The organism is Rhodococcus gordoniae (genome assembly GCF_001646655.1).
Classification (GTDB): domain Bacteria; phylum Actinomycetota; class Actinomycetes; order Mycobacteriales; family Mycobacteriaceae; genus Rhodococcus; species Rhodococcus gordoniae.
Map to the genome: position 1 here is coordinate 213,743 of NZ_LPZN01000003.1, position 21,304 is coordinate 235,046.

Genomic DNA, 21,304 nt, shown 5'->3' on the forward strand with positions numbered 1-21,304 from the left:
TGCGGCTGATACCCCCACACTCACCGGCATCGTCGATCTCCGAAGACAGCACTGGAACCTCCTGTGGATCACCCCACGAAACTCGTCGATTTCTTTCGCCTTACTCAGCGTGGTACTGCGGTTTACCCACAGTTGTCCGGGATCGAAACACCCGACCGGGGCGACGAACCGGGAACCCGGTGGGCGACCGTACTCGGGTGAGGCCCGTTTACCTGCCCGGGCCGGGAGGTAACCAGCGCGTATGCCTACCGAGACCACGGTGTCCCTGTGGCGGGATCGCGCCCCGCAGACCGCGACGTACGACGACTGGACGACCCGCCGTGAGCGCTACGACGTCGTTGTCGTCGGCGCCGGGATCACGGGTACCGTGACAGCTCTGCTTCTCGCGGAGCGCGGACTGCGCGTCGCGGTCGTCGAGGCCCGCGACATCGGGGCCGTGACCACCGGAAACACCACCGGTAAGGTGAGCGTCCTGCAAGGAACGCGCCTGTCGCAGATCGGCCGCAGGCATTCCGGCGCGATACGCCAGGGTTATGTGGACGGCACTCTCGCGGCGCAACGGTGGGTCGTCGACTTCTGCACGCAGCACGGACTCGACTTCGACCGCGCGGACGCCTACACCTACGCGCAGGACCCGTCGAACGCGAGCATGATCGACGCGGAGCACCACCACTGCCGCGCCGCCGGACTGCCGGCAGAACGGGTCGGCGAGATCCCCCTCCCCTTCGATGTGGCCGCCGCGGTCATGATCCCCGATCAGGTCCAGGTCGACCCCATGCCCATCCTGTTCACGGCGGTCGACCGGGCACGCACGACCGGCGCGGAGGTGTTCGTCGGGCGTCGCGTGAAGACCGTGGACACCGAGAACGCGGGATGCATCGTCCGGACCGACGACGGCGATGTCCGCGCCGATCGCGTGGTACTCGCGACCGGCATCCCCATCCTGGACCGCGGCGCGTTCTTCGCCCGCATGGAACCCGACCGCTCGTACTCCATCGCGGTCGAGGTGCCCGGCGGTCCTCCGGAGGGAATGTTCCTGTCCGCCGACAGTCCCACCAGATCGCTCCGCACCGCCTCCGCGGCGGGCACGTCCGCGTCGGCGGATCGCCTGCTGCTCGTCGGCGGGAACGGGCACGTGGTGGGCCGGCACGATTCGGCCCGCACCGCCTACGACGACCTGCTGCGATGGAGCCAGCGGACGTTCCCCGGAGCCCGCGAGCTGTACCGCTGGTCGGCGCAGGACTACACGAACATGGACAGCCTGCCCGAGGTCGGGCCGATCCTGCCCGGCGCCGACAGGATCTGGGTGGCGACCGGCTTCGGCAAGTGGGGAATGACCGGCGGCGTCGCGGCGGCCCACATCATCGCGTCCCGGTTCTCGGAGTCGCCGGATCCCGAGGTCGAGGCGTGGGCTCCTGCCATGGCGGCCTGGCGCACCGAACTGGTGACCGGAGCTCCCACGGCCGCACGCCTCAACGCCACCGTCGCGCTGCACATGGCGAAGGGCTGGTGGCAGGCCGTGACGTCCTCGGAATCGGAACCCGAGGAAGGACAGGGGCGGGTGGTGCGCAGCTGCGGACGGCCCGTCGGAATCTCCACGGTCGACGGTCGGACCCACCGCGTGAGCGCGGTCTGCCCGCACCTCGGCGGCATCCTGCGGTGGAACGACGCAGAGTCGTCATGGGACTGCCCGCTCCACGGCTCCCGGTTCGCCGCCGACGGCGGCCGGTTGGAGGGTCCGGCGACCGGCGACCTCTCCCCCAGGTGAAGCCGAGGGTGAAAACGGAGGTGAACGCCCGCGTTTGGCTCCCCGACCGGCCGGGTATCCGACCGCACCGAGAAAGGACCACACGACCATGAATTCCGCCGATGGGGCACGACTGTCCGGACTGACCGTCGCAATTCTCGCGACGAACGGAGTCGAGGAGGTCGAGCTCGTCGAGCCACGCCAGGCACTCGAGAGCGAGGGCGCCACCGTCCGGCTCGTCTCTATCGAGCAGGGCGAGATCCAGTCCATGGAGAAGGACGTCCACGCCGCGGGGAAGTACACCGTCGATCGCCTCGTCTCCGAGGTGTCGCCCGGCGACTTCGACGGTCTGGTCCTTCCCGGGGGCACCACGAATCCCGACCACCTGCGGCAGGACGACAGTGCCGTCTCCTTCGTGCGGGAATTCGTCCTGTCCGGGCGTCCCGTCGGCGTGATCTGTCACGGACCGTGGACGCTCGTCGAGGCCGACGTGGTGCGCGACCGCACGCTCACGTCGTATCCGAGCGTGCGGACCGACATCCGCAACGCCGGCGGAAACGTCGTCGATCAGGAGGTGGTCGTCGATCGCAACCTCGTGTCGAGCCGCAATCCGGGCGACCTGCCGGCCTTCTGCAAGGCTCTGATCGATCTCTTCGCCGCGCGCCGCGCAGGCTGAATCCCCTTCCGTTCCCGGGCTGCGACCACGGAGGTCGCAGTCATTCCCCTCTGCCTTCCGAAAGGACCTCGACGATGCTCGAGCAGAACCCCGTTTCCGGCGTTACCATCTCTTCCTCCGCGACCCTCCCCCAGGGCGTGCGGTTCAGTACCGCAGAGATCAAGAAGCGTATCGACGAGATGTTCGACAACTCGGCGGCGCCCGTGGCGAGCGAGAACTGACATCTCGGAAACCTGCTGTCGGAAGGCTCGCATCCGCTGTCGCGGTTTGCGGTACCCGACCCGCCTTGATAGCAAGAAGTGGTCGATTTCGAAATGTGGGGTTGGTTCGCCGTGAGGCATTGCACGAAGGCGGGATTATGAACGAGCCGCACTCCGACGATTTCGTCGTGGTCGCCAATCGCTTGCCGGTCGATCTGGAGACGCCTGCCGATGGCAGCCCACCGGTGTGGCGGCGCAGCCCCGGTGGTCTGGTGACCGCGATGGAGACGGTCCTCCGTTCCAGCGGTGGCGCGTGGGTCGGATGGCCCGGCACCCCCGACGTAGCCCTCGAGCCCTTCGAGGAGGACGGGCTCTCCCTGTATCCGGTCGAGCTGTCCGCCCAGGAAGTGGAAGAGTACTACGAGGGCTTCTCGAACGACACCCTGTGGCCTCTCTACCACGATGCACTCATCCCCCCGACTTTCGATCGCCGCTGGTGGCGCACGTATCGCGACGTCAACAAGCGGTTCGCCGAGGCCGCGGCCCGCGCTGCGGCCCCCGGGGCGACGGTGTGGGTGCACGACTACCAGCTCCAGCTCGTCCCCAGGATGCTGCGCGACCTCCGGCCCGACCTCACCATCGGGTTCTTCCTCCACATCCCCTTCCCTCCCACCGAACTCTTCCTGCAGTTGCCGTGGCGCACGGCGATCGTCGACGGTTTGCTCGGCGCCGATCTGGTCGGCTTCCACCTTCCCGGTGGAGCACAGAACTTCGTCTATCTCGCGAACCGGCTCTTCGGGCTCCCGGCACCGCGCGGAACCTCGTCCGGCGGGACGATCGATCTCGGCGACCGGAAGGTTCGTGTCGGCGCCTACCCGATCTCCATCGATTCTGCTCACCTCCGGGATCGCTCGCGCGAGAAGGCCATCCGCGATCGTGCTGCGGAGATCCGCAGGGATCTGGGCGATCCGGAGGTCATGCTGCTCGGCGTCGACCGTCTCGACTACACCAAGGGGATCGACGTCCGCCTCGAAGCACTGCACGAACTCTTCGCCGAAGGCACCCTCGATCCAGAGAAGGTCGTGATGGTGCAGTTGGCCACTCCGAGTCGTGAACGGTTGACGGCGTACGCGCAACTCCGCGACCAGGTGGAGCGCGAAGTGGGCCGGATCAACGGCGAGTTCGCACGTCTCGGATCACCGGTGGTCCACTATCTCCACTCCTCGGTCGACCGCGACGAGTTGCTCGCGATGTACACCGGCGCCGACGTCATGCTCGTCACTCCTCTGCGCGACGGCATGAACCTCGTCGCGAAAGAGTTCATCGCCTGCCACGGCGACGGTAGCGGCTCGTTGGTCCTCAGCGAATTCGCCGGAGCCGCAGCGGAACTGCGTCGCGCCCTCCTCGTCAATCCGCACGACCTCGAAGGGGTCAAGCGCGCGATCGTGGAGGCGATCGAGGAGGATCCCGCCGAACGCATGCGGCGCATGAAGACCATGCACGCCCACGTGATGGAGCACGACGTCGCCCGATGGTCGCGCACTTTCCTCGAGGATCTCCAGGCCGCCTCGGGTGCCCGCGTCGGCGTCTCCGGCAGTTGATCGCGGTCCCTCTCCGGTGCGTACCGGAGAGGGACCCATACCCGGCTCCCGGGCCCGAAGGGTCGCAGGACCTACCGACTCGGCTGCGGCACCTCGCACTCGACCTCGGGGTTGACGCCCGCATAGTTGAGCGGCCCCGCCACGACCGTGACGGCCACCGTCGCAAGACTGCTGCAGTTCTGGTCCGAGTCGCCGAAGTAGCCGCGCTGACCGGCCGCCACCGCGCCGATGATCAACCAGACCAGGACCACGAGACTCAACAATCGCACGATCTCACCTCGATCCGTACCACACGCCGGACCGTCCGGCCGGGTAGCAATACCCGCGACGGAAACCGAACAAACGCACCGAGAACCACGATCCGGTCATACCGGACGTGCCGACGGGATTTCGGAAGGTTCCGGCGTGAATCCCGGACCGAGAGATCGCGTGATCGCTTCATGTCCGATTGAGCGGTGCGGTCCGGGGTACTCGAAGGTGCGAGTCGCACCCGGCGCTGCGGCGGCCCGGTGCGCGCACGTGTGCCTTTCGACGCGAGGAGAGCCGAACGATGACCCAGGATGTGGAGAAACGCTGGAACGACCCCCGCACGGCCCGTAAGGCGACGGGTTACGCGGTCGGCGTGATCGCAGTGGCACTCGCGCTCATGGGAGTCGCCATCCTCTGGGGTACGAATTCCGGGCAGGACTGCACGGACGCGGCCTTCGCGGTCTGCACCGATCCCGCCCGCCGGATCCTGGTCTTCGGCCCCACCCTCGTCCTGCTGCTCGGCGGACTCGGCGCACTGCTGACGGCCTACCGCACCTGGAAGCGTGGAGGGCGCTGGCCGATCTGGCAGGGCGCGGGATGGGCGCTTCTGGTCCTGATGGTCGCCTACGCCACCATCTCCGTCCGCGCCGTCATCTGAGTCCGCCCCGCCCCCTCCGAGCACCGGAGACCACGACTCCCACTGGAACGAACTCGCTGGACAACAGCATATTTCGGTCCACCCCTCCCACCGTGACGGGTTTATCCCCCTTCCCGCACGGGAATACCGCTGTGGTGAAGATCGCGATGGTTGCGGGACAAGTGAATCCCCTGCTCGGTCATGGTGCGCCCGCGAGCGCGCCGCCCGGAGGACTGCATGTCCATCTCGACGGGCTGTCCTCTGCCCTCTCCGCGGCCGGCCACGAGGTCGTGGTGTACACGCGCCGCGAGGACAGCACCGGTCCCGACCGGATCTCGGCCCCCGGCGGATACGAGGTGGTGCAGATACCGGCAGGGCCGCTGTCCCCGTTGCATCCTGACGAAACAGCGTCCGCCATGGGTGAATTCGGAACCTTCCTGGATCGGGAATGGCGCGTGCGGCCGCCGGACATCACGCACGCCCACTACTGGCTGTCGGGTCTGGCCACCCAGCTCGCCACCCGGTCACTGGGTATTCCCACGGTCCAGACGTTCCACTCGCTGGGCACGGTCGAACAACGGATCCGCGAGAAGACTCCGACGGATACACATTCACGGGATCGAATCCGCTTGGAGCGACTCATCGCCCGAGGCGCGACACGCATGATCGCGACAAGCTCGGACGAAGTCTTCGAACTGGCACGCATGGGGCTTCCGCGCACGCGCACCACGGTGGTCCCGAGCGGAGTGGACACCGCCCACTACTGCACCGCCGCCGCTCCCGACACCGCCCGGACCCGCCGACATCGGCTCGTCGCCGCAGGCCCTCTCGAACCGGGTTCCGGATTCGACACCGTCATCGAAGCTCTGGCCGGTGTTCCCGATACCGAACTGATCATCGCCGCAGATCCCGCTCCCGCCCACGTGTCCCGCCGATCCGACGAGCAGGAGAAGTCCCGTCTCACGAAGCTCGCGCGTGCGCGCGGAGTGCACGGACGCGTTCGGATCCGGCGCGACGTCGGCCGGGACGAGATGCCCGCACTGCTCCGCTCCGCCGATGCCGTGGTGTCCACCCCCTGGCACGACCCGTCCGGGATGCTCGCGCTGCAGGCGATGGCATGTGGTCGTCCGGTGATCGCGTCGGCCTCCGGAGGAATGCTCGATACGGTTCTCGACGACGCCACGGGCATCCTTGTGCCCACCCGCTCCCCCGAGGCCGTCGCTGCGGCCGCGCGCCGACTCCTCACCGATGCCACGACGCGCGCAACCTTCGGGATCGCCGGACGCGACCGCGTACTGGCCCGATACACCTGGGATCGTGTGGCCGAGGACACCCTTCGAGCCTACGAGCGGTGCGTACCTGTCCGGCGCACTGCACACCGGACCGCACGGACCGGTGTGCAGTAACGTCCGGTAGGGACGCCGGAACGATCAGCGACGGTGGTCCTGATCGTTCCGGTGGGCGCCCGCACGGCCGGCGTCGTCGATCCGGCCCTCACCTGTGGGCACAGCGTTCGGGACCTGGCCCGACGAACCGGCCGTGCGCGGCGTCGATTCCGCGCGGTGGTCGGCGGACCCGGCACGCTCTGTCGAACGGGGATCCAGCTCTTCCGCCCGGCGACGACGTTCGTCGAGTTCGGCCCGGGCGGCGTCAGCCGTGTGCCGCTCCTCTTCGGACCGGGCACGCAACCGCTCCGCTTCGGCCGCCTTCGCTTCGGCTTCCGCCGCGGCGCGACGAGCTTCCGCTTCGGTACGTTCGGCCGACGCGGCTCGCTGCTCGACTCCCGGCCTGTTCTCCTCGACGCTGCGACGCAGCCGCTCGGCTTCGGCGCGCCGACGCTCGGCCCGCCGGTTGCGGAGCGTCCACACCAGCACCGCCAGCAGCACCAACGCGACGACCACCGCTATCACCAGCAGAATCCAGTCGTTCGTGCTCATCTCGACCTCCTCGGGTTCATCAGCGGGTTCCCCGGGGTCGAAGCGACGAAACGGGCAGGTCGAGCCGAACGGCACAGGATGGACCGGCCTCGAACGGAACCGTTGCCGCCCGGGTGTCCCGAACGGCAACGGTATGGAGGGGCGTGGCGGATTATGGGCCACGCCGTGTGGTCGGCTCTCCCGATCTCTTACGTCACAGGAGCGACCGCAGCGAGCGCTGCTTCGCGTGTCCTACAGGCCTTGGCCGCGAGGTCCGCGTCGGCGATCCGGAGAAGCCGTTCCACGGGCCGCCCGCTCAGGAGAACCCAGCGGACGTTCAGAGCACGAGCGCGTTCGTCGAGATCGTCGAAGACCGACAGCCCGGCCGCACCGAAGAACTCGACGGCCGCGAGGTCCACGACCATACGGACCGCCTCTTCGAGCTGTCGATGCGTGAATGCGTGAAGAGCGTGTGCATTACGGATGTCGATCTCGCCTCGCACACCGACCCAGACCAGATCCGGTTCGACCCGCTGAGCACTGAACTCCGCCCCGACTACCCGCTCTGCAGGAATATCGGACCTGATCGGCCGAGCCGACCATCCGGATGTGACGGAATCTACTTGTGCGGCAATTCGCTGAGGAACTGTCATAGCACTTCCCAACATCGAAAATTTCAGGAAGCGCGACCGACGAGACAGGCACAGCCTGTGATCGATCGGAACCCTCCCGTTACGGGTGGCGCTTCCGGGTTCTCGGCTGTGTGCTCAACCTTCTTTCCCGACAGTAGTCCACCAACCGTCGGCGCTCAACAGGTCGATCGTGCATTTCGGGCGGATCGCCGGCACCTGCGCAGGTCACGGCAGATGGATTGAATTCGCGGTATCTGGGTAATCTCTCCGACGACGACCAGACAGACAGACACGACCCGCTCACCCCATCCCCGTACTGGAGACACAAGGCTCATGGCAAAATCCGCGTCGATCGAATCGGCACGCGACCACACTCCCCCGGTAGTCGAATTGCGAGTGGAAGCCCACCCCGATCAGCTCGCGGTCCTCCGCGCGGTAGCCGCCGCGATCGCGCTGCAGCACGACTTCGACCTCGATACCGTGGCGGACGTGAAGCTCGCCGTCGACGAAGCGGCCACGCGGCTGATCATGGGCGCGCCCGAGGACGCGATCCTGGCGTGCTCCTTCCGGGCGGCCCTCCCGCTACTGCACATCAGCCTGTCGGCACCGACGGAGGACGCCTCCGCTATCGGACAGCCGCGCTCCTTCGGATGGCACGTGCTCAATTCGTTGACCGAGTCCATCTCGGTGACCAGCAACGATTCGCGCGCCACGATCGACATGTCCATCGCCGAAGGCAGCGCCGATCGGTGACGCGCAACACGGGTAGGTCGAGCGACGAATACGCCGACGTCACCGAAACTCTCAGAACACTCCTTGCGCTCGACGAGGACGACCCCGGTCGTATCCGCATTCGCGACGAAGTGGTCGCCCGGTGCCTTCCGCTCGCCGAGCACATCGCCCGTCGTTTCGACGGCCGCGGTGAGGCGTTCGAAGACCTCTTGCAGGTCGCGCGTCTGGGCCTGGTCAACGCGGTCGACCGCTTCGACCCCGAACGAGGTTCGGATTTCGTCTCTTTCGCGGTACCCACGATCATGGGCGAGGTGCGTCGGCACTTTCGTGATGCCGGCTGGGCCGTTCGTGTGCCCAGGCGGATGAAGGAACTGCACCTGTCCCTGAGCAAGGCCACATCCGAGCTCTCCCAGCAGCTCGGCCGGGCGCCCACCGCCTCCGAACTCGCCGAGGAACTCGGCATCGAGCAGGAGGAGGTGCTGCAGGGTCTCGTCGCCGGCAACGCCTATCAGACGGTGTCGGTCGACCGGTCGTCCCCGTCCGGCGACGACGGGCTCACCCTCGCCGACACGCTGGGCGACTACGACGCCGCACTCGACGAGGTCGAGAACCACGAAGCGCTGAGACCACTGCTCGAGGCCCTTCCTGCAAGGGAGCGCACGGTCGTCCTGCTCCGCTTCTTCGGCAACATGACGCAGACGCAGATCGCCGAGCGAGTGGGTGTCTCGCAGATGCACGTGTCGCGTCTGCTCACGAAGACCCTCGCGCAGCTGCGCGAGCAACTCGGCGACAACTTCTGACGGGGTCGACGTCCCGGGTCTGCACCCGGGACGTCGACCGTCGCCCGAACGTGATGCTCAGAATGTCGAGGCGTCGATCACGAAGCGATAGCGCACGTCGCTGGCCACGACGCGGTCGTACGCCTCGTCGATCCGGTCCGCCGAGATCAGTTCGATCTCCGCACCGATGCCGTGTTCGGCGCAGAAGTCGAGCATCGCCTGCGTATCGGGAATGCCGCCGACATTCGATCCGGCCATCGCGCGATCGTTCATCGCCAGGGAGAATGCCCGCACCGACAGCGGCTTCTCCGGCAGCCCCAGGCCGACGAGGGTGCCGTGCAGCCGCAGCAACGACAGGTAGCGGTCGAGGTCGAGGTCGACCGAGACAGTGTTGAGGATCAGGTCGAACTTCCCGCGGAGCTCCGAGAACGTCTCCGGGACCTCGGTGGATCGATAGTCGACCGCACCGAATCGCAGGCCGTCCTCCCTCTTCGACAACGAATGGCCGAGCACGGTCACCTCCGCGCCCATCGCCGCCGCGATCTTCACACCGACGTGTCCGAGGCCGCCCATCCCGATGATCGCGACCCTGCTCCCCGGACCCGCATTCCACCGCTTCAGCGGCGAGTACAGGGTGATCCCCGCGCACAGCAACGGTGCTGCGGCAGCCGGATCGAGCCCGTCCGGGATCCGCAGGACGAAATGTTCGGTGACGACGATGTGCGTCGAGTAGCCGCCCTGGGTGACGGTGCCGTCGCGGTCGACGGAGTTGTAGGTCCCCATGACACGAGCGGTGCAGTGCTGTTCGAAACCCGTTCGGCAGGGGTCGCATTCGCCGCACGAATCGACGAAGCAGCCCACGCCCACCCGGTCGCCGACGGCGTGGCGAGTGACCTCGGGACCGACCGCGGCCACGGTGCCGACGATCTCGTGCCCCGGCACGATCGGGTACTTGGTTCCGCCCCACTCGTTCCGCGCGGTATGGATGTCCGAATGGCAGATGCCGGCGAACTCGATGGCGATGAGCACGTCGAGCGGGCCGAGGGCACGCCGTTCGACGGTGGTCTTCGACAGAGGCGAATCGGGCGCGGTGGCGGCGTAGGCGGCGACGGTGGTCGTACCGGTTGTGGACGTCATCCTTCCACAACTACTCCGCCTCACGACGACATGCACCCGCGGGAATTCCCGCGGGTGCATGTCCTCGACAGGGTTCCGCTCTCCGGCTTGTTGCGCCGCCCGGCGACCTAGTCGGCCTGCTGCGCCGCCCGGCGGCGCAGTCGACGAGCTGCCGCGACGAGATTGCGCAGCGACGGTTCGAGCTGCCAGTGGTGACGGGTCTTGAGGCCGCCGTCCGGGTTGGCCCACAACCGGTCCAGTTCCACCGATTCGGCCGCTTCGGTGAGCAACTCGTCCAGTTCGTCGATGTCCGGGATCCGCGCCGACCGCGACTCGTAGACGCCGGGGCCGACACCGTGGGACAGCGCGCGGTCCTTGATCGCCTCGAGCACCCAGCGGATCGAGCGCGTCGCCACGATCGCCGTGACGTCGGCATCGAGCCGTTCGATCGCGTCGACCACCGACGCCTGACCCGAGTAGGTCAGGTGCGTATGGATCTGCGTCTCCGGCTTCGCACCACCGGTCGCGAGACGGAAGGCATCGACCGCCCAGTCGAGGTATTCGGCGCGCCCGTCCTGCCGCAGCGGCAGCAGTTCACGAATGGCCGGTTCGTCGACCTGGATGATCGCGATACCCGCCCGCTCGAGATCGGCGATCTCGTCACGGATGGCCAGCGCGAGCTGGTCGGCCGTCTCGTGGAGCGGCTGATCCTGACGCACGTACGAGCGCGCCAGCATAGTCACCGGGCCGGTGAGCATGCCCTTGACCGGCTTGTCGGTCAGCGACTGCGCGAACGCGATCCACTCGACCGTCATCGACTTCGGGCGCACGATGTCGCCGTAGAGGATCGGCGGACGCGTGCACCGTGAACCGTAGGCCTGCACCCAGCCGAAGCGCGTGGTGGCGAAGCCCTCCATCAACTCCGCGAAGTACTGCACCATGTCGTTGCGTTCGTGCTCGCCGTGGACGAGGACGTCGAGACCGATGTTCTCCTGCAGACGGATGGTGGACTCGATCTCTTCCTGGATCCGCTTGACGTACTCGTCGTACGACATGCGACCACGACCGAGTTCTGCTCGCGCCCTGCGGATCTCCGCGGTCTGCGGAAACGACCCGAGGGTCGTCGCCGGCACCGGCGGAAGATTCAGGCGCTCGCTCTGCGCGACCTGCCGCTCCTCGTACGGCGCGCGCACCCGATGGGCGGGTGTGACCGCATTGAGGCGCGCACGCACGGTGTGCTTCTGCTTGAAGTGCACCGACACGGGCGGCTTGCGCCAACGCTCCTCTGCTCCGGTCGTGAGCGCCTTGGCGAGGGAGACCACCTCCCCCACCTTCTGCTTCGCGAAAGCGAGACGATCGGCGACGTCGCCGGGGATGTCGTACTCGACGAGCACGTCGTAGGGCACGTGCAGCAGCGAGCACGAGGTCGACACGACGAGATCCGGTGCGACGGCGGCGATCGACTTCAGGTACTCGAGCGTGCGGTGGCGGTCGGCCTTCCACACGTTGCGGCCGTCGACGACCCCGGCGTAGATGCGCTTGCGCTTCAACCCGGGAACGGCGGCCAGTTCGGCCGCGCCGATGCGTCCGTTGACCAGGTCCAGGCCGATCGCCTCGACCTTCGACGCGGCCAGGATCGGCAGCGCCTCACCGAGATGCCCGTACGGGCCGGTGACGAGCAGACGCGGCCGCAGCGGAGCGTGCGAGAGCACGTCGTAGGCCCGCGCGAGGGCTGCGAGCTCCTCTTCGCTGCGGTCCTCGGTGAACGACGGCTCGTCGAGCTGCACGCAGGTCGCGCCGGCCCGCGCGAGCTGTTCGAAGAGCTTCTCGTACTCGGGGAGCAGCGCATCGAGCAGGTCGAGGGTGCGGAAACCGTCCTTCGTCGAGGTCGGCGCGACCTTCGACAGCAACAGCAGCGAGACCGGCCCGAGCACCACCGGCCGCAGTTCGACGCCCTCGGCCTTCGCGCGCTCGAACTCGTCGAGCACGGCCGCCGAGTTCAACCCGAAGACGGTGTTCTCGTCGAGTTCGGGCTGGCGGTAGTGGTAGTTGCTGCCGAACCAGCGCACCAGCTCGAGCGGCGGGAAGTCCTCGCGTCCGCGGCAGAGTGTGAAGTACAGATCGAGCGGGTCGAGCTCGTCGACCAGCGGACGGAACCGCTCGGGCAGCGCTCCGAACAACAGGGCGTTGTCGAGGACGTGGTCGTAGTAGGAGAACGTGTTGCCGGGTACCTGGGTCAGACCCGTGGCTGCGAGCTCGCGCCAGGTGTTCTCCTGGAGCTCGCGAGCGACCGCGACGAGTTCGTCCCGCGTGCCCTCACCGTGCCAGTAGGCCTCGAGGGCGAACTTGAGCTCGCGGCGGGGCCCGATGCGCGGGTACCCGAGGATGCTGGATCCGTATCCGTCGGCAGGAGTTGCCATGTCGGCGTCGACCTTTCCCTCATGCACACCGCGCCCGTGCACCGGTGACCAGTGCGGACACTGTCTCCGGGCACGGGCGCCGTGTGCGGTGGTGCTACCTGGCTAGCCGGCCTTCTTGACCGTGCGGCCGTTGTCGGCGTACTCGTAGAAGCCGGCGCCCGACTTCTTGCCGACGAGTCCCGCCTCGACCATGCGCTGCAGCAGCGGTGGTGCCGAGTACAGGGGCTCCTTGAACTCCTCGTACATGGAGTCGGCGATCGACTTGACGGTGTCCAGACCGACGAGGTCGGTCAAGGCGAGCGGACCCATCGGGTGGGCGCAGCCCAGGACCATCGTCTTGTCGATGTCCTCCTTGGTGGCGAAGCCGGACTCGACCATCCGGATCGCCGAGAGCAGGTACGGCACCAGCAGTGCGTTGGCGATGAAACCTGCGCGATCGGAGGACCGCACGACCTGCTTGCCCAGTACGTCGGCGGCGAAGGCCTCGGCGCGCTTGGAGACGGTGGGGCCGGTCTTCAGGGTGGTGACGAGCTCGACGAGCGGGAGCACCGGCACGGGATTGAAGAAGTGCATGCCGATGACACGCTCGGGGGCGCGGGTGGCGATACCGAGCTTCATGATCGGGATCGACGAGGTGTTCGAGGCGAGCACCGCGTTGGGATCGGTGACGATCTTGTCGAGCTCGGCGAAGATCTCGCTCTTGACCTTCTCGTCCTCGACGACGGCCTCCACGACGAGCTGCCGATCGGCGAAGTCACCGAGATCGGAGGTGAAGCGCAGACGCCATGCGGCCTGCTCACGCTCCCGTTCGGTGATCTTGCCGCTGCTGACACCCCGGTCGAGCGACCGGAGGATGCGGGCGCGTCCTGCAGCCGCGAGTTCGCGGGTCTGCTCGAACACCAGTACGTCGACATGAGCGCGTGCGCACACCTCGGCGATACCTGCGCCCATGATGCCGGCGCCGATCACGCCGACGCGCTGAATCTTTTCGCTGGTCACGTCAGCTCCTTCTCGTTGTGGGGGTCGTGGCCGAGGGTCGTCGGTGCACGGGGAAACGCATCGAGGGTGTGCCCATCGGAGCGTCGAACCGCTCCTGATGCGCACACACCCCGCGGCGAGACATGGGGACCTGTGGATCCCGCCGCGGGGTGGTGGCCTCTTGGGTGGCGCTTGTTCCTAGTGGAACTGGCCTTCCTCGGTGGAGCCCTTCAGGGCAGCCGTGGAGGTGTTGGGATCGACGGTGGTGGCGATGCTGTCGAAGTAGCCGGCACCGACCTCACGCTGGTGCTTGATGGCGGTGAAGCCGCGCTCCTTGGCCGCCTTGAACTCGCGCTCCTGCAGGTCGACGAAGGCCGTCATGCCCTCGCGGGCGTAGCCGTGGGCCAGGTCGAACATGCCGTAGTTGAGCGAGTGGAAGCCGGCGAGGGTGATGAACTGGAACTTGAAGCCCATCGCGCCGAGCTCCTTCTGGAACTTCGCGATGGTCGCGTCGTCCAGGTGAGCCTTCCAGTTGAAGGACGGCGAGCAGTTGTAGGCGAGCAGCTGATCCGGGAACTCGCTGCGAACGGCCTCGGCGAACTTCTTCGCGACCTCGAGGTCCGGCACGCCGGTCTCCATCCAGATGAGATCGGAGTACGGAGCGTAGGCCTTCGCACGGGCGATGCAGGGCTCGATGCCGTTCTTGACGCCGAAGAAGCCCTCGGCGGTGCGGGTGCCGTCGAGGAACTCGCGGTCGCGCTCGTCCACATCGGAGGTGATGAGGGTCGCGGCCTCGGCGTCGGTACGGGCGATGACGACCGTGGGGACGTCGGCGACGTCGGCCGCGAGGCGAGCCGAGGTCAGGGTGCGGATGTGCTGCTGCGTGGGGATGAGCACCTTGCCACCGAGGTGACCGCACTTCTTCTCCGACGCGAGCTGGTCCTCCCAGTGCGAACCGGCGACGCCGGCCGCGATCATGGCCTTCTGCAGCTCGTAGACGTTGAGGGCGCCACCGAAGCCGGCCTCACCGTCGGCGACGATCGGGGCGAGCCAGTTCTCGACGGAGGTGTCGCCCTCGACCTTGGCGATCTCGTCGGCGCGCAGCAGCGCGTTGTTGATGCGGCGAACGACCTGCGGAACCGAGTTCGCCGGGTACAGCGACTGGTCCGGGTAGGTGTGGCCCGAGAGGTTGGCATCGCCGGCGACCTGCCAGCCGGACAGGTAGATGGCCTTCAGGCCGGCGCGGACCTGCTGGACGGCCTGGTTACCCGTGAGGGCACCGAGCGAGTTGATGTAGTCCTCGTTGTTGACGAGATCCCACAGGATCTCGGAACCGCGGCGGGCGAGGGTGGCTTCCTCGACGACGGTGCCCTGCAGCTTGGCGACCTGCTCGGCGGTGTAGTTGCGGGTGACCCCCTTCCAGCGCGGATTGGTGTCCCAATCCTTCTGGATCTCTTCTGCAGTCCTCGGGGTGCCGGTGGTCGACATCAAATCTCCACTCTCTAGATCTGCCCCGCTCGGGATGAAGCAGTACGCTTGTACGACTTCACATCCTTTGCGTGCCGTTCGGATGTACAAGAACGACAATGACACACTCCAAAAACCCCGTCTACCTGTTGCTAGTGCCAATCTCGGCTATTTTCGAAGCAGGCATTGCAAATGTTGCTAATCGATGGCCGGTCCAACTACCCGAATCGGGCACAGGTTTATTACCCGCGAGTAGTAACTACCTCGGGTTTTGCCGCCCCCTCCCGGACGCCGACGGCGGCACGCAGCGCTCCGCCGAATCACCCACCGGCGGACAGATCGGACAGTCGCCTGTGACCGCCTTCACAAGAGGTGATCTGCCATCGCGATGCCCATTGACCCCTCGAATCCCACCCGTAACATGTCTCCGGCCGGATCGGGGCCGGCGCGTCGCACTGCTCGGCCTGTCCGGCCCCGGTCGAACAGCCCCCGAACACGAGGAGTCGACATTCTCTCGAGTACGTCGCGGTCGATCATCGAAGCGACCCTGCCGGTGGTCGGAGCCGAGATCGGCGCGATCTCACGTGTCTTCTACAACCGGCTCTTCCGGGCCGTCCCCTCCCTGCGGGACATCTTCAACCGCACCAACCAGGCCGACGGCGCCCAGCAACGGGCCCTCGCCGACTCGGTGGCCGCCTTCGCATCGCTGCTCGTCAGCCATGCGCCGACCGACATCGACCCGATCATGGAGCGGATCGCGGCCAAGCACGCCTCCCTCGGCGTGCGGGCCGTGCACTACGAGATCGTGCGAACCCACCTCTTCGCCGCGATAGCCGAGGTGCTCGGCGCGGCCGTCACACCGCAGGTCGCCGTGGCCTGGCACGAGGTGTACACGTTGATGGCGAATTCCCTGGTGGAGCAGGAGACCAAGCTGTACCGGCAGGCCGGTGTCGCGCCCGGCGACATCTGGCGGCGGGTGGTCGTCACCGAGCACGAATACGACGGTGCGCACGCGGCCACCCTCCATCTCCGCTCCGTCGACGGTGGGCGATTGCCGGCATTCCTTCCCGGGCAGTACATCTCGGTGCGGGTCACGCTCTCCGACGGGACCGAGCAGATCCGCCAGTACACGGTGTTCCCGGGCAGGACGAGCGGTGAGTGGGCGGTGACCGTCAAGCGCGTACCGGGCGGACTCGTCTCCCCGGTGCTGTGCGACGGCCTGCGGTCCGGCGACCGCCTCCTCGTGTCGCCGCCGTTCGGCAGCGTGGTGGTCGACCCGGGCAGCGAACCGCTGCTGCTCGTCTCGGCGGGCGTGGGCGTGACCATGACCATCGCCGCGCTCCGCGACCTCCAGTCCCGCCAGGACGGCCGGAGCGTCGACGTCGTCCACCTCGACCGCACGCCCTACGAGCAACCGCATCGGACCGAGATCCGGACCCTGGTCGACTCGCTGCCGAACGCCCGACTCCACGTGCGCTACACCGAATACGACGAGATCCGTAGCGGCGGGCGAACCCCTCTGTCCGGCTTGGCGATTCCGGGCGACGCCCGCACCTACGTGTGCGGGCCGATCCCGTTCATGCGCGCTATCCGCACCGACCTCGTCGCCTCCGGTGTGGCTCCGGCGTCGATCCGGTTCGAGGCGTTCGCGCCCGGTTCGTGGTTCGGCCTCGAAGCGCCACCGGCGCCCGTCGATTAACATGCTGCAAACGTCACCTTGCGAAGGTTGCAAGGCAGTTCTACCCTGGGCGAATGGCCAAGACCTATGTAGGCGCCCGGCTGCGGCAGCTACGCACCGAGCGAGGACTCAGCCAAGCGGCACTCGCCAAGACCCTCGAGATCTCCGCTAGCTATCTCAATCAGATCGAGCACGACGTCCGGCCCCTGACCGTGCCCGTCCTGCTCCGCATCAGCGAGGTCTTCGGGGTGGACGCCACCTTCTTCTCCTCGCAGGACGATACGCGCCTGATCGCCGAGATGCGGGAGGTCGCGCTCGACCGGGAGATGGGCATCGAGGCCGACGCCCAGGAGATCGCCGAGATGGTCGCCGCCCACCCCACCCTCGCGCGGGCGATGGTCAACCTGCACCGGCGCTTCCGCAACACCACCGCACAGCTCGCCGTCGCCACCGAGGAGCGGTACAGCGACGGAAGCGGCAGCGGCGCGATCACCATGCCGCACGAAGAGGTACGCGACTACTTCTACCAGCGACAGAACTACCTGCACGATCTCGACACCGCCGCCGAGGAACTGGCCAATCGCATCCGTTTCCACCGCGGCGACGTCGGCGGCGAGATCGCCCGACGCCTGACCACGGCCCACGACGTGCAGATCGTCAAGCGCATCGACCTCGGCGAGAACATCCTGCACCGCTACGACCCCGAGACCCGCGTCCTCGAGGTCGCGCCGCAACTGTCCGGTGGCCAGCAGGTGTTCAAGCTGGCCATCGAACTCGCATATCTGGAGTGCGGAGAGCTCATCGACCGTCTCGTCGCGGAGGGCTCGTTCACCAGCGATCCCTCGCGAGCACTGGCCCGGCTGGGGCTCGCCAACTACTGGGCGGCCGCGTTGATCCTGCCGTACACGCAGTTCCACGAGATCGCCGAGGACTTCCGGTACGACGTCGAACGCCTGTCGGCCTTCTACGGCGTCAGCTACGAGACGGTCGCGCACCGGCTCTCGACCCTGCAACGCCCGAAACTGCGGGGCGTCCCGTTCTCGTTCGTCCGCGTCGACCGCGCCGGGAACATGTCGAAGCGGCAGTCCGCCACCGGTTTCCACTTCTCCACGAGCGGCGGCACGTGCCCGCTGTGGAACGTCTACGAGACCTTCGCCTATCCCGGCAAGATCATGACGCAGATCGCGCAGATGCCCGACGGTCGTCGCTATCTGTGGGTCGCGCGCACCGTCGAACGTCGCGCCGCGCGGTACGGTCAGCCGTCGAAGACGTTCGCGATCGGGCTCGGGTGCGAACTGCGGCACGCGCATCGTCTCGTCTACGCCGACGGTCTCGACCTCGACGACTCCAATCCCGGTACGCCGATCGGCTCGGGTTGCCGCGTGTGCGAGCGGATGAACTGCCCGCAGCGCGCGTTCCCACCCCTCGGCAAGGAGATCGACATCAACGAGCACCGCTCGTCGGTCTCGCCGTATCTGGTGCGTTGAGCGTCGGTAGGCTCGTCGCATGGCACGCACCCCCGACGCGATAGGCGCGAAGGCACTCGAGTTCCTGTCCGAGTACCACCTCGCGACGCTCACGACCCTCCGCAAGGACGGCTCGCCGCACGTCGTCGCCGTCGGGTTCACGTGGGACGAAGAGGCCGGCCTCGCCCGCGTCATCACTTTCGAAGGTTCGCAGAAGACGCTCAACGTCGAGCGCGGCGGTTACGCCGTCGTCAGCCAGGTCGACGGCGGACGCTGGCTCACCCTCGAGGGACCGGCCCGCGTGACGCGCGAGCCCGCCGACGTCCGCGAAGGCGAGCGTCGCTACGCCGCCCGCTACCGCGAGCCCCGCGCCAATCCCCGCCGCGTCGTCATCGAAATCGCGGTCGAGCGCGTGATGGGCTCGGTTCTCGAACCCTCCTGACCCGTCCGCTACGGAATTCGCCATTCGCTACGGAAATAGCTGCAGCAGATGACGAAAGATGTAGCGAACGCGTTGTCCACAGGGCGACGACTCATCCACAGATCGATCGGAATCCGCGTCGTCCGCGGCTTTTCGGCGGCGGACGTGGGGCAGGGTGGTCGCCATGCAGCCCCTCCTGCGCGCCGACGCCCTGACGACCGGCCTCAGCGACACCGAAATCCGCCGAGCCCTGCGCAACGGTGAACTCGAACGACTCGAACCCGGCGTGTACATCGCCGACGCCTCCCTCGACGACCTCGACCGCTACCGCATGCGCGTCCGGTCCGTCGGTGCGCGCCTGTCCGCCGACACCGTGACCAGCCACGAGTCCGCCGCCGTCCTGCACGGACTCGCCCTGTGGAAGCCGGACCTCACGCGGGTGCACGTCACCCGCGACAGGTCGGGTGGTGGACGCAGGACCGCAAGTCGCCACCTGCACGTCGCGCCACTCCCCGCCGACGACCGCTCCGAGGTGGACGGAGTTCCCTGCACGTCGATGGCCCGGACGGTCGTCGACCTCGCCTGCACGCTCGACTTCGACGAATCGGTGATCGCCGGTGACTCCGCCGCAGCCCGTCAGCCGGGGTTCGCGGAAGCTCTCGCCCGTTGCCTGGCCGAGTCGGGCCCTCGTACGGGCATCGCCGCGGCACGGCGGGTGGCAGCATTCGTCGACGGTCGCAGTGAAAGCCCTGGCGAGTCGCTCAGCCGGGTGCGCATGCAGGAGGTCGGCATGCCGTCGCCGATCCTGCAGCAGGAGATCAGAACTCCCAGTGGACTCTTCGTCGGGCGAGCCGACTTCTACTGGGAGGACGAAGGCGTCGTCGGTGAGTTCGACGGCATGGGCAAGTACGACGACAGCGGGATCGAAGCCGTCCGACGGGAGAAGCGACGTGAGGACGCGCTGCGCGATCTCGGCTTCGAGGTGGTGCGGTGGACGTGGCCGGAGCTGTTCCGATTCGACGTGGTCCGCGCCCGTTTCGATCGGGCCGTCGCCCGTGCCCGGAGGTAATCGCTACATCTTCAGCTGTCCGCTACAGCAATTGCCGTAGCGGATGGCAAAGGCCGTAGCCGATGCTTGTGCGCGCTGTGTAACACGCGCGAAATCTGCGTCATGAGACCGTGACCGGAAGATATTCCCGCGCAACAACTCCCTTCTACTGTGTGGCCTCACGGATACAGCGCTGTATACGCCGCCCGGATACACCGGGCCCCCTCCCGCCACCTTCGAAGGAAGGGCTCTACATGTCTGTTGTCAGGTCCAGGCTCGCCACCCGCGCCATCGCGGCCCCCGCCGCACTCGTCGCAGTCGGACTCGTTCTGTCCGCCTGCGGAAGCCGCGCGGGCGACGAGGGCAGCACCACCGCCGCCGGTGCTGCGTCGTGCGTCGACACCTCGGGCGACACCGTCAAGGTGGGCTCGCTCAACTCGCTGTCGGGCACGATGGCCATCTCCGAGGTCACCGTCCGCGACTCGATCACGCTGGCCGTCGAGGAGATCAATGCCGACGGCGGTGTGCTCGGCAAGCAGATCGAGATCGTCTCCGAGGACGGCGCGTCCGAGCCGACGGTGTTCGCGGAGAAGGCCGAGAAGCTCATCGGATCCGACTGCGTCGCAGCGGTGTTCGGAGGCTGGACGTCGTCGAGCCGCAAGGCGATGCTGCCGGTCTTCGAGGACCGCAACGCGCTGCTGTACTACCCCGTCCAGTACGAGGGTCTCGAGTCGTCGTCGAACATCTTCTACACCGGCGCAACCACCAACCAGCAGATCGTGCCCGCCCTGGACTACCTGAAGGAGCAGGGCGTGAAGTCGCTCTACCTCGTCGGTAGCGACTACGTCTTCCCGCAGACCGCCAACCGCATCATCAAGGCGTACGCCGAGGCCAACGGCATCGAGATCAAGGGTGAGGACTACACCCCGCTCGGCTCCACCGACTTCTCCACCATCGTCAACAAGGTGCGCACCGCCGATGCCGACGCGGTGTTCAACACCCTCAACGGCGATTCCAACGTCGCGTTCTTCCGCGAGTACACCAACGCCGGCCTGAACGCGAAGGACATGCCGGTCGTCTCGGTGTCCATCGCCGAGGAGGAGGTGGGGGGCATCGGTGCGCAGAACATCGAGGGCCAGCTCACCGCATGGAACTACTACCAGACCGTCGACTCGCCCGAGAACACGTCCTTCGTCGAGGCGTACAAGGCGAAGTACGGCGAGAACAAGCCGACCTCCGATCCCATGGAAGCCGCTTACACCTCGGTCCACCTGTGGAAGAACACCGTCGAGAAGGCCGGATCGTTCGAGGTCGACGACGTCGTCGAAGCTGCCGACGGCGTGACCTTCGAGGCCCCCGAGGGCACCGTGACCATCGACGGCGACAACCACCACATCACCAAGACCGCCCGCATCGGTGAGATCCGCGGCGACGGGCTGATCTACACCGTGTGGGAGTCCGACGGTGCCATCGAGCCCGACCCGTACCTCGAGTCCTACGACTGGGCTTCGGGCCTGTCCGGTAACTGACAGCACGAGCCG

General features: G+C 67.2%; 20 protein-coding genes. 13 read left to right on the forward strand and 7 right to left on the reverse strand.

Going from position 1 to position 21,304, the window contains the following annotated elements; all coding sequences use genetic code 11:
• The first annotated feature begins 241 nt into the window (after positions 1-241).
• The 4 genes from A8G18_RS02795 (at position 242) to A8G18_RS02805 (ending at position 4,224) form a co-directional block, all read left to right on the forward strand.
• Complete coding sequence (locus tag A8G18_RS02795) at positions 242-1,768, forward strand: FAD-dependent oxidoreductase (RefSeq protein ID WP_064062635.1); 1,527 nt, start codon at positions 242-244, stop codon at positions 1,766-1,768.
• A gap of 88 nt (positions 1,769-1,856) precedes the next feature.
• The gene (locus tag A8G18_RS02800; RefSeq protein WP_064062636.1) at positions 1,857-2,423 is read left to right on the forward strand and encodes a type 1 glutamine amidotransferase domain-containing protein; all 567 of its coding nucleotides are present in this window, start codon (positions 1,857-1,859) and stop codon (positions 2,421-2,423) included.
• Positions 2,424-2,497: 74 nt separating this feature from the next.
• Positions 2,498-2,644 carry a hypothetical protein gene (locus A8G18_RS22960; RefSeq protein ID WP_016931993.1) on the forward strand — a complete coding sequence of 49 codons (147 nt, stop codon included), beginning with the start codon at positions 2,498-2,500 and terminating at the stop codon, positions 2,642-2,644.
• A 137-nt stretch (positions 2,645-2,781) separates the two neighbouring features.
• Positions 2,782-4,224 carry an alpha,alpha-trehalose-phosphate synthase (UDP-forming) gene (locus A8G18_RS02805; RefSeq protein ID WP_016931992.1) on the forward strand — a complete coding sequence of 481 codons (1,443 nt, stop codon included), beginning with the start codon at positions 2,782-2,784 and terminating at the stop codon, positions 4,222-4,224.
• Positions 4,225-4,295: 71 nt separating this feature from the next.
• Here A8G18_RS02805 and A8G18_RS02810 read toward each other — a convergent pair whose 3' ends face one another.
• The gene (locus A8G18_RS02810) at positions 4,296-4,496 is read right to left on the reverse strand and encodes a hypothetical protein (RefSeq protein WP_064062637.1); all 201 of its coding nucleotides are present in this window, start codon (positions 4,494-4,496) and stop codon (positions 4,296-4,298) included.
• A gap of 278 nt (positions 4,497-4,774) precedes the next feature.
• Here A8G18_RS02810 and A8G18_RS02815 point away from each other — a divergent pair, with 278 nt between their 5' ends.
• The gene (locus A8G18_RS02815; RefSeq protein ID WP_016931990.1) at positions 4,775-5,131 is read left to right on the forward strand and encodes a hypothetical protein; all 357 of its coding nucleotides are present in this window, start codon (positions 4,775-4,777) and stop codon (positions 5,129-5,131) included.
• A 131-nt stretch (positions 5,132-5,262) separates the two neighbouring features.
• Positions 5,263-6,516 (forward strand): glycosyltransferase, encoded by a 1,254-nt coding sequence (locus tag A8G18_RS02820; RefSeq protein WP_084421389.1) that lies wholly within the window; start codon positions 5,263-5,265, stop codon positions 6,514-6,516.
• Positions 6,517-6,540: 24 nt separating this feature from the next.
• On the opposite strand, the gene A8G18_RS02825 is transcribed toward A8G18_RS02820, so the two are convergent.
• A complete protein-coding gene (locus A8G18_RS02825) occupies positions 6,541-7,047 on the reverse strand; it encodes a hypothetical protein (protein WP_026002809.1) in 507 nt (168 codons plus the stop codon).
• Between the two features lie 188 nt (positions 7,048-7,235).
• A complete protein-coding gene (locus tag A8G18_RS02830) occupies positions 7,236-7,694 on the reverse strand; it encodes an STAS domain-containing protein (RefSeq protein WP_342434916.1) in 459 nt (152 codons plus the stop codon).
• A gap of 297 nt (positions 7,695-7,991) precedes the next feature.
• Between A8G18_RS02830 and A8G18_RS02835 the strand changes: the two genes are divergently transcribed.
• Positions 7,992-8,411 carry an ATP-binding protein gene (locus tag A8G18_RS02835; RefSeq protein WP_026002807.1) on the forward strand — a complete coding sequence of 140 codons (420 nt, stop codon included), beginning with the start codon at positions 7,992-7,994 and terminating at the stop codon, positions 8,409-8,411.
• The gene (locus A8G18_RS02840; RefSeq protein ID WP_016931985.1) at positions 8,408-9,190 is read left to right on the forward strand and encodes a SigB/SigF/SigG family RNA polymerase sigma factor; all 783 of its coding nucleotides are present in this window, start codon (positions 8,408-8,410) and stop codon (positions 9,188-9,190) included. The genes A8G18_RS02835 and A8G18_RS02840 overlap by 4 nt, the downstream gene beginning before the upstream one ends.
• Before the next feature lie 57 nt (positions 9,191-9,247).
• Here the strand turns inward: A8G18_RS02840 and A8G18_RS02845 are convergent, their stop codons facing one another.
• From A8G18_RS02845 to aceA, 4 genes are all read right to left on the reverse strand, one after another.
• Entirely contained in the window at positions 9,248-10,306 is a 1,059-nt protein-coding gene (locus tag A8G18_RS02845) for an NAD(P)-dependent alcohol dehydrogenase (protein WP_064062638.1), read from the reverse strand.
• 107 nt (positions 10,307-10,413) lie between these two features.
• Positions 10,414-12,705: a 5-methyltetrahydropteroyltriglutamate--homocysteine S-methyltransferase gene (gene metE / locus A8G18_RS02850; protein WP_026002806.1), complete on the reverse strand. Its 2,292-nt coding sequence runs from the start codon at positions 12,703-12,705 to the stop codon at positions 10,414-10,416.
• 102 nt (positions 12,706-12,807) lie between these two features.
• The gene (locus A8G18_RS02855) at positions 12,808-13,704 is read right to left on the reverse strand and encodes a 3-hydroxybutyryl-CoA dehydrogenase (protein ID WP_016931982.1); all 897 of its coding nucleotides are present in this window, start codon (positions 13,702-13,704) and stop codon (positions 12,808-12,810) included.
• Positions 13,705-13,881: 177 nt separating this feature from the next.
• Positions 13,882-15,171, reverse strand: coding sequence for an isocitrate lyase (aceA, locus tag A8G18_RS02860; RefSeq protein ID WP_016931981.1), 1,290 nt, complete (start codon positions 15,169-15,171; stop codon positions 13,882-13,884).
• Between the two features lie 532 nt (positions 15,172-15,703).
• Between aceA and A8G18_RS02865 the strand changes: the two genes are divergently transcribed.
• The 5 genes from A8G18_RS02865 to urtA all read left to right on the forward strand — a co-directional run bounded on the left by A8G18_RS02865 (position 15,704) and on the right by urtA (position 21,292).
• The gene (locus A8G18_RS02865) at positions 15,704-16,849 is read left to right on the forward strand and encodes a globin domain-containing protein (protein WP_245207762.1); all 1,146 of its coding nucleotides are present in this window, start codon (positions 15,704-15,706) and stop codon (positions 16,847-16,849) included.
• Between the two features lie 53 nt (positions 16,850-16,902).
• Complete coding sequence (ramB, locus tag A8G18_RS02870; RefSeq protein ID WP_016931979.1) at positions 16,903-18,315, forward strand: acetate metabolism transcriptional regulator RamB; 1,413 nt, start codon at positions 16,903-16,905, stop codon at positions 18,313-18,315.
• 19 nt (positions 18,316-18,334) lie between these two features.
• Positions 18,335-18,736, forward strand: coding sequence for a PPOX class F420-dependent oxidoreductase (locus A8G18_RS02875; protein ID WP_064062639.1), 402 nt, complete (start codon positions 18,335-18,337; stop codon positions 18,734-18,736).
• 163 nt (positions 18,737-18,899) lie between these two features.
• Positions 18,900-19,784: a type IV toxin-antitoxin system AbiEi family antitoxin domain-containing protein gene (locus A8G18_RS02880; protein ID WP_037222026.1), complete on the forward strand. Its 885-nt coding sequence runs from the start codon at positions 18,900-18,902 to the stop codon at positions 19,782-19,784.
• Between the two features lie 233 nt (positions 19,785-20,017).
• Positions 20,018-21,292, forward strand: a complete 1,275-nt coding sequence (gene urtA, locus A8G18_RS02885) for an urea ABC transporter substrate-binding protein (protein WP_064062640.1) — start codon at positions 20,018-20,020, stop codon at positions 21,290-21,292.
• The last annotated feature ends 12 nt before the right edge of the window (positions 21,293-21,304 follow it).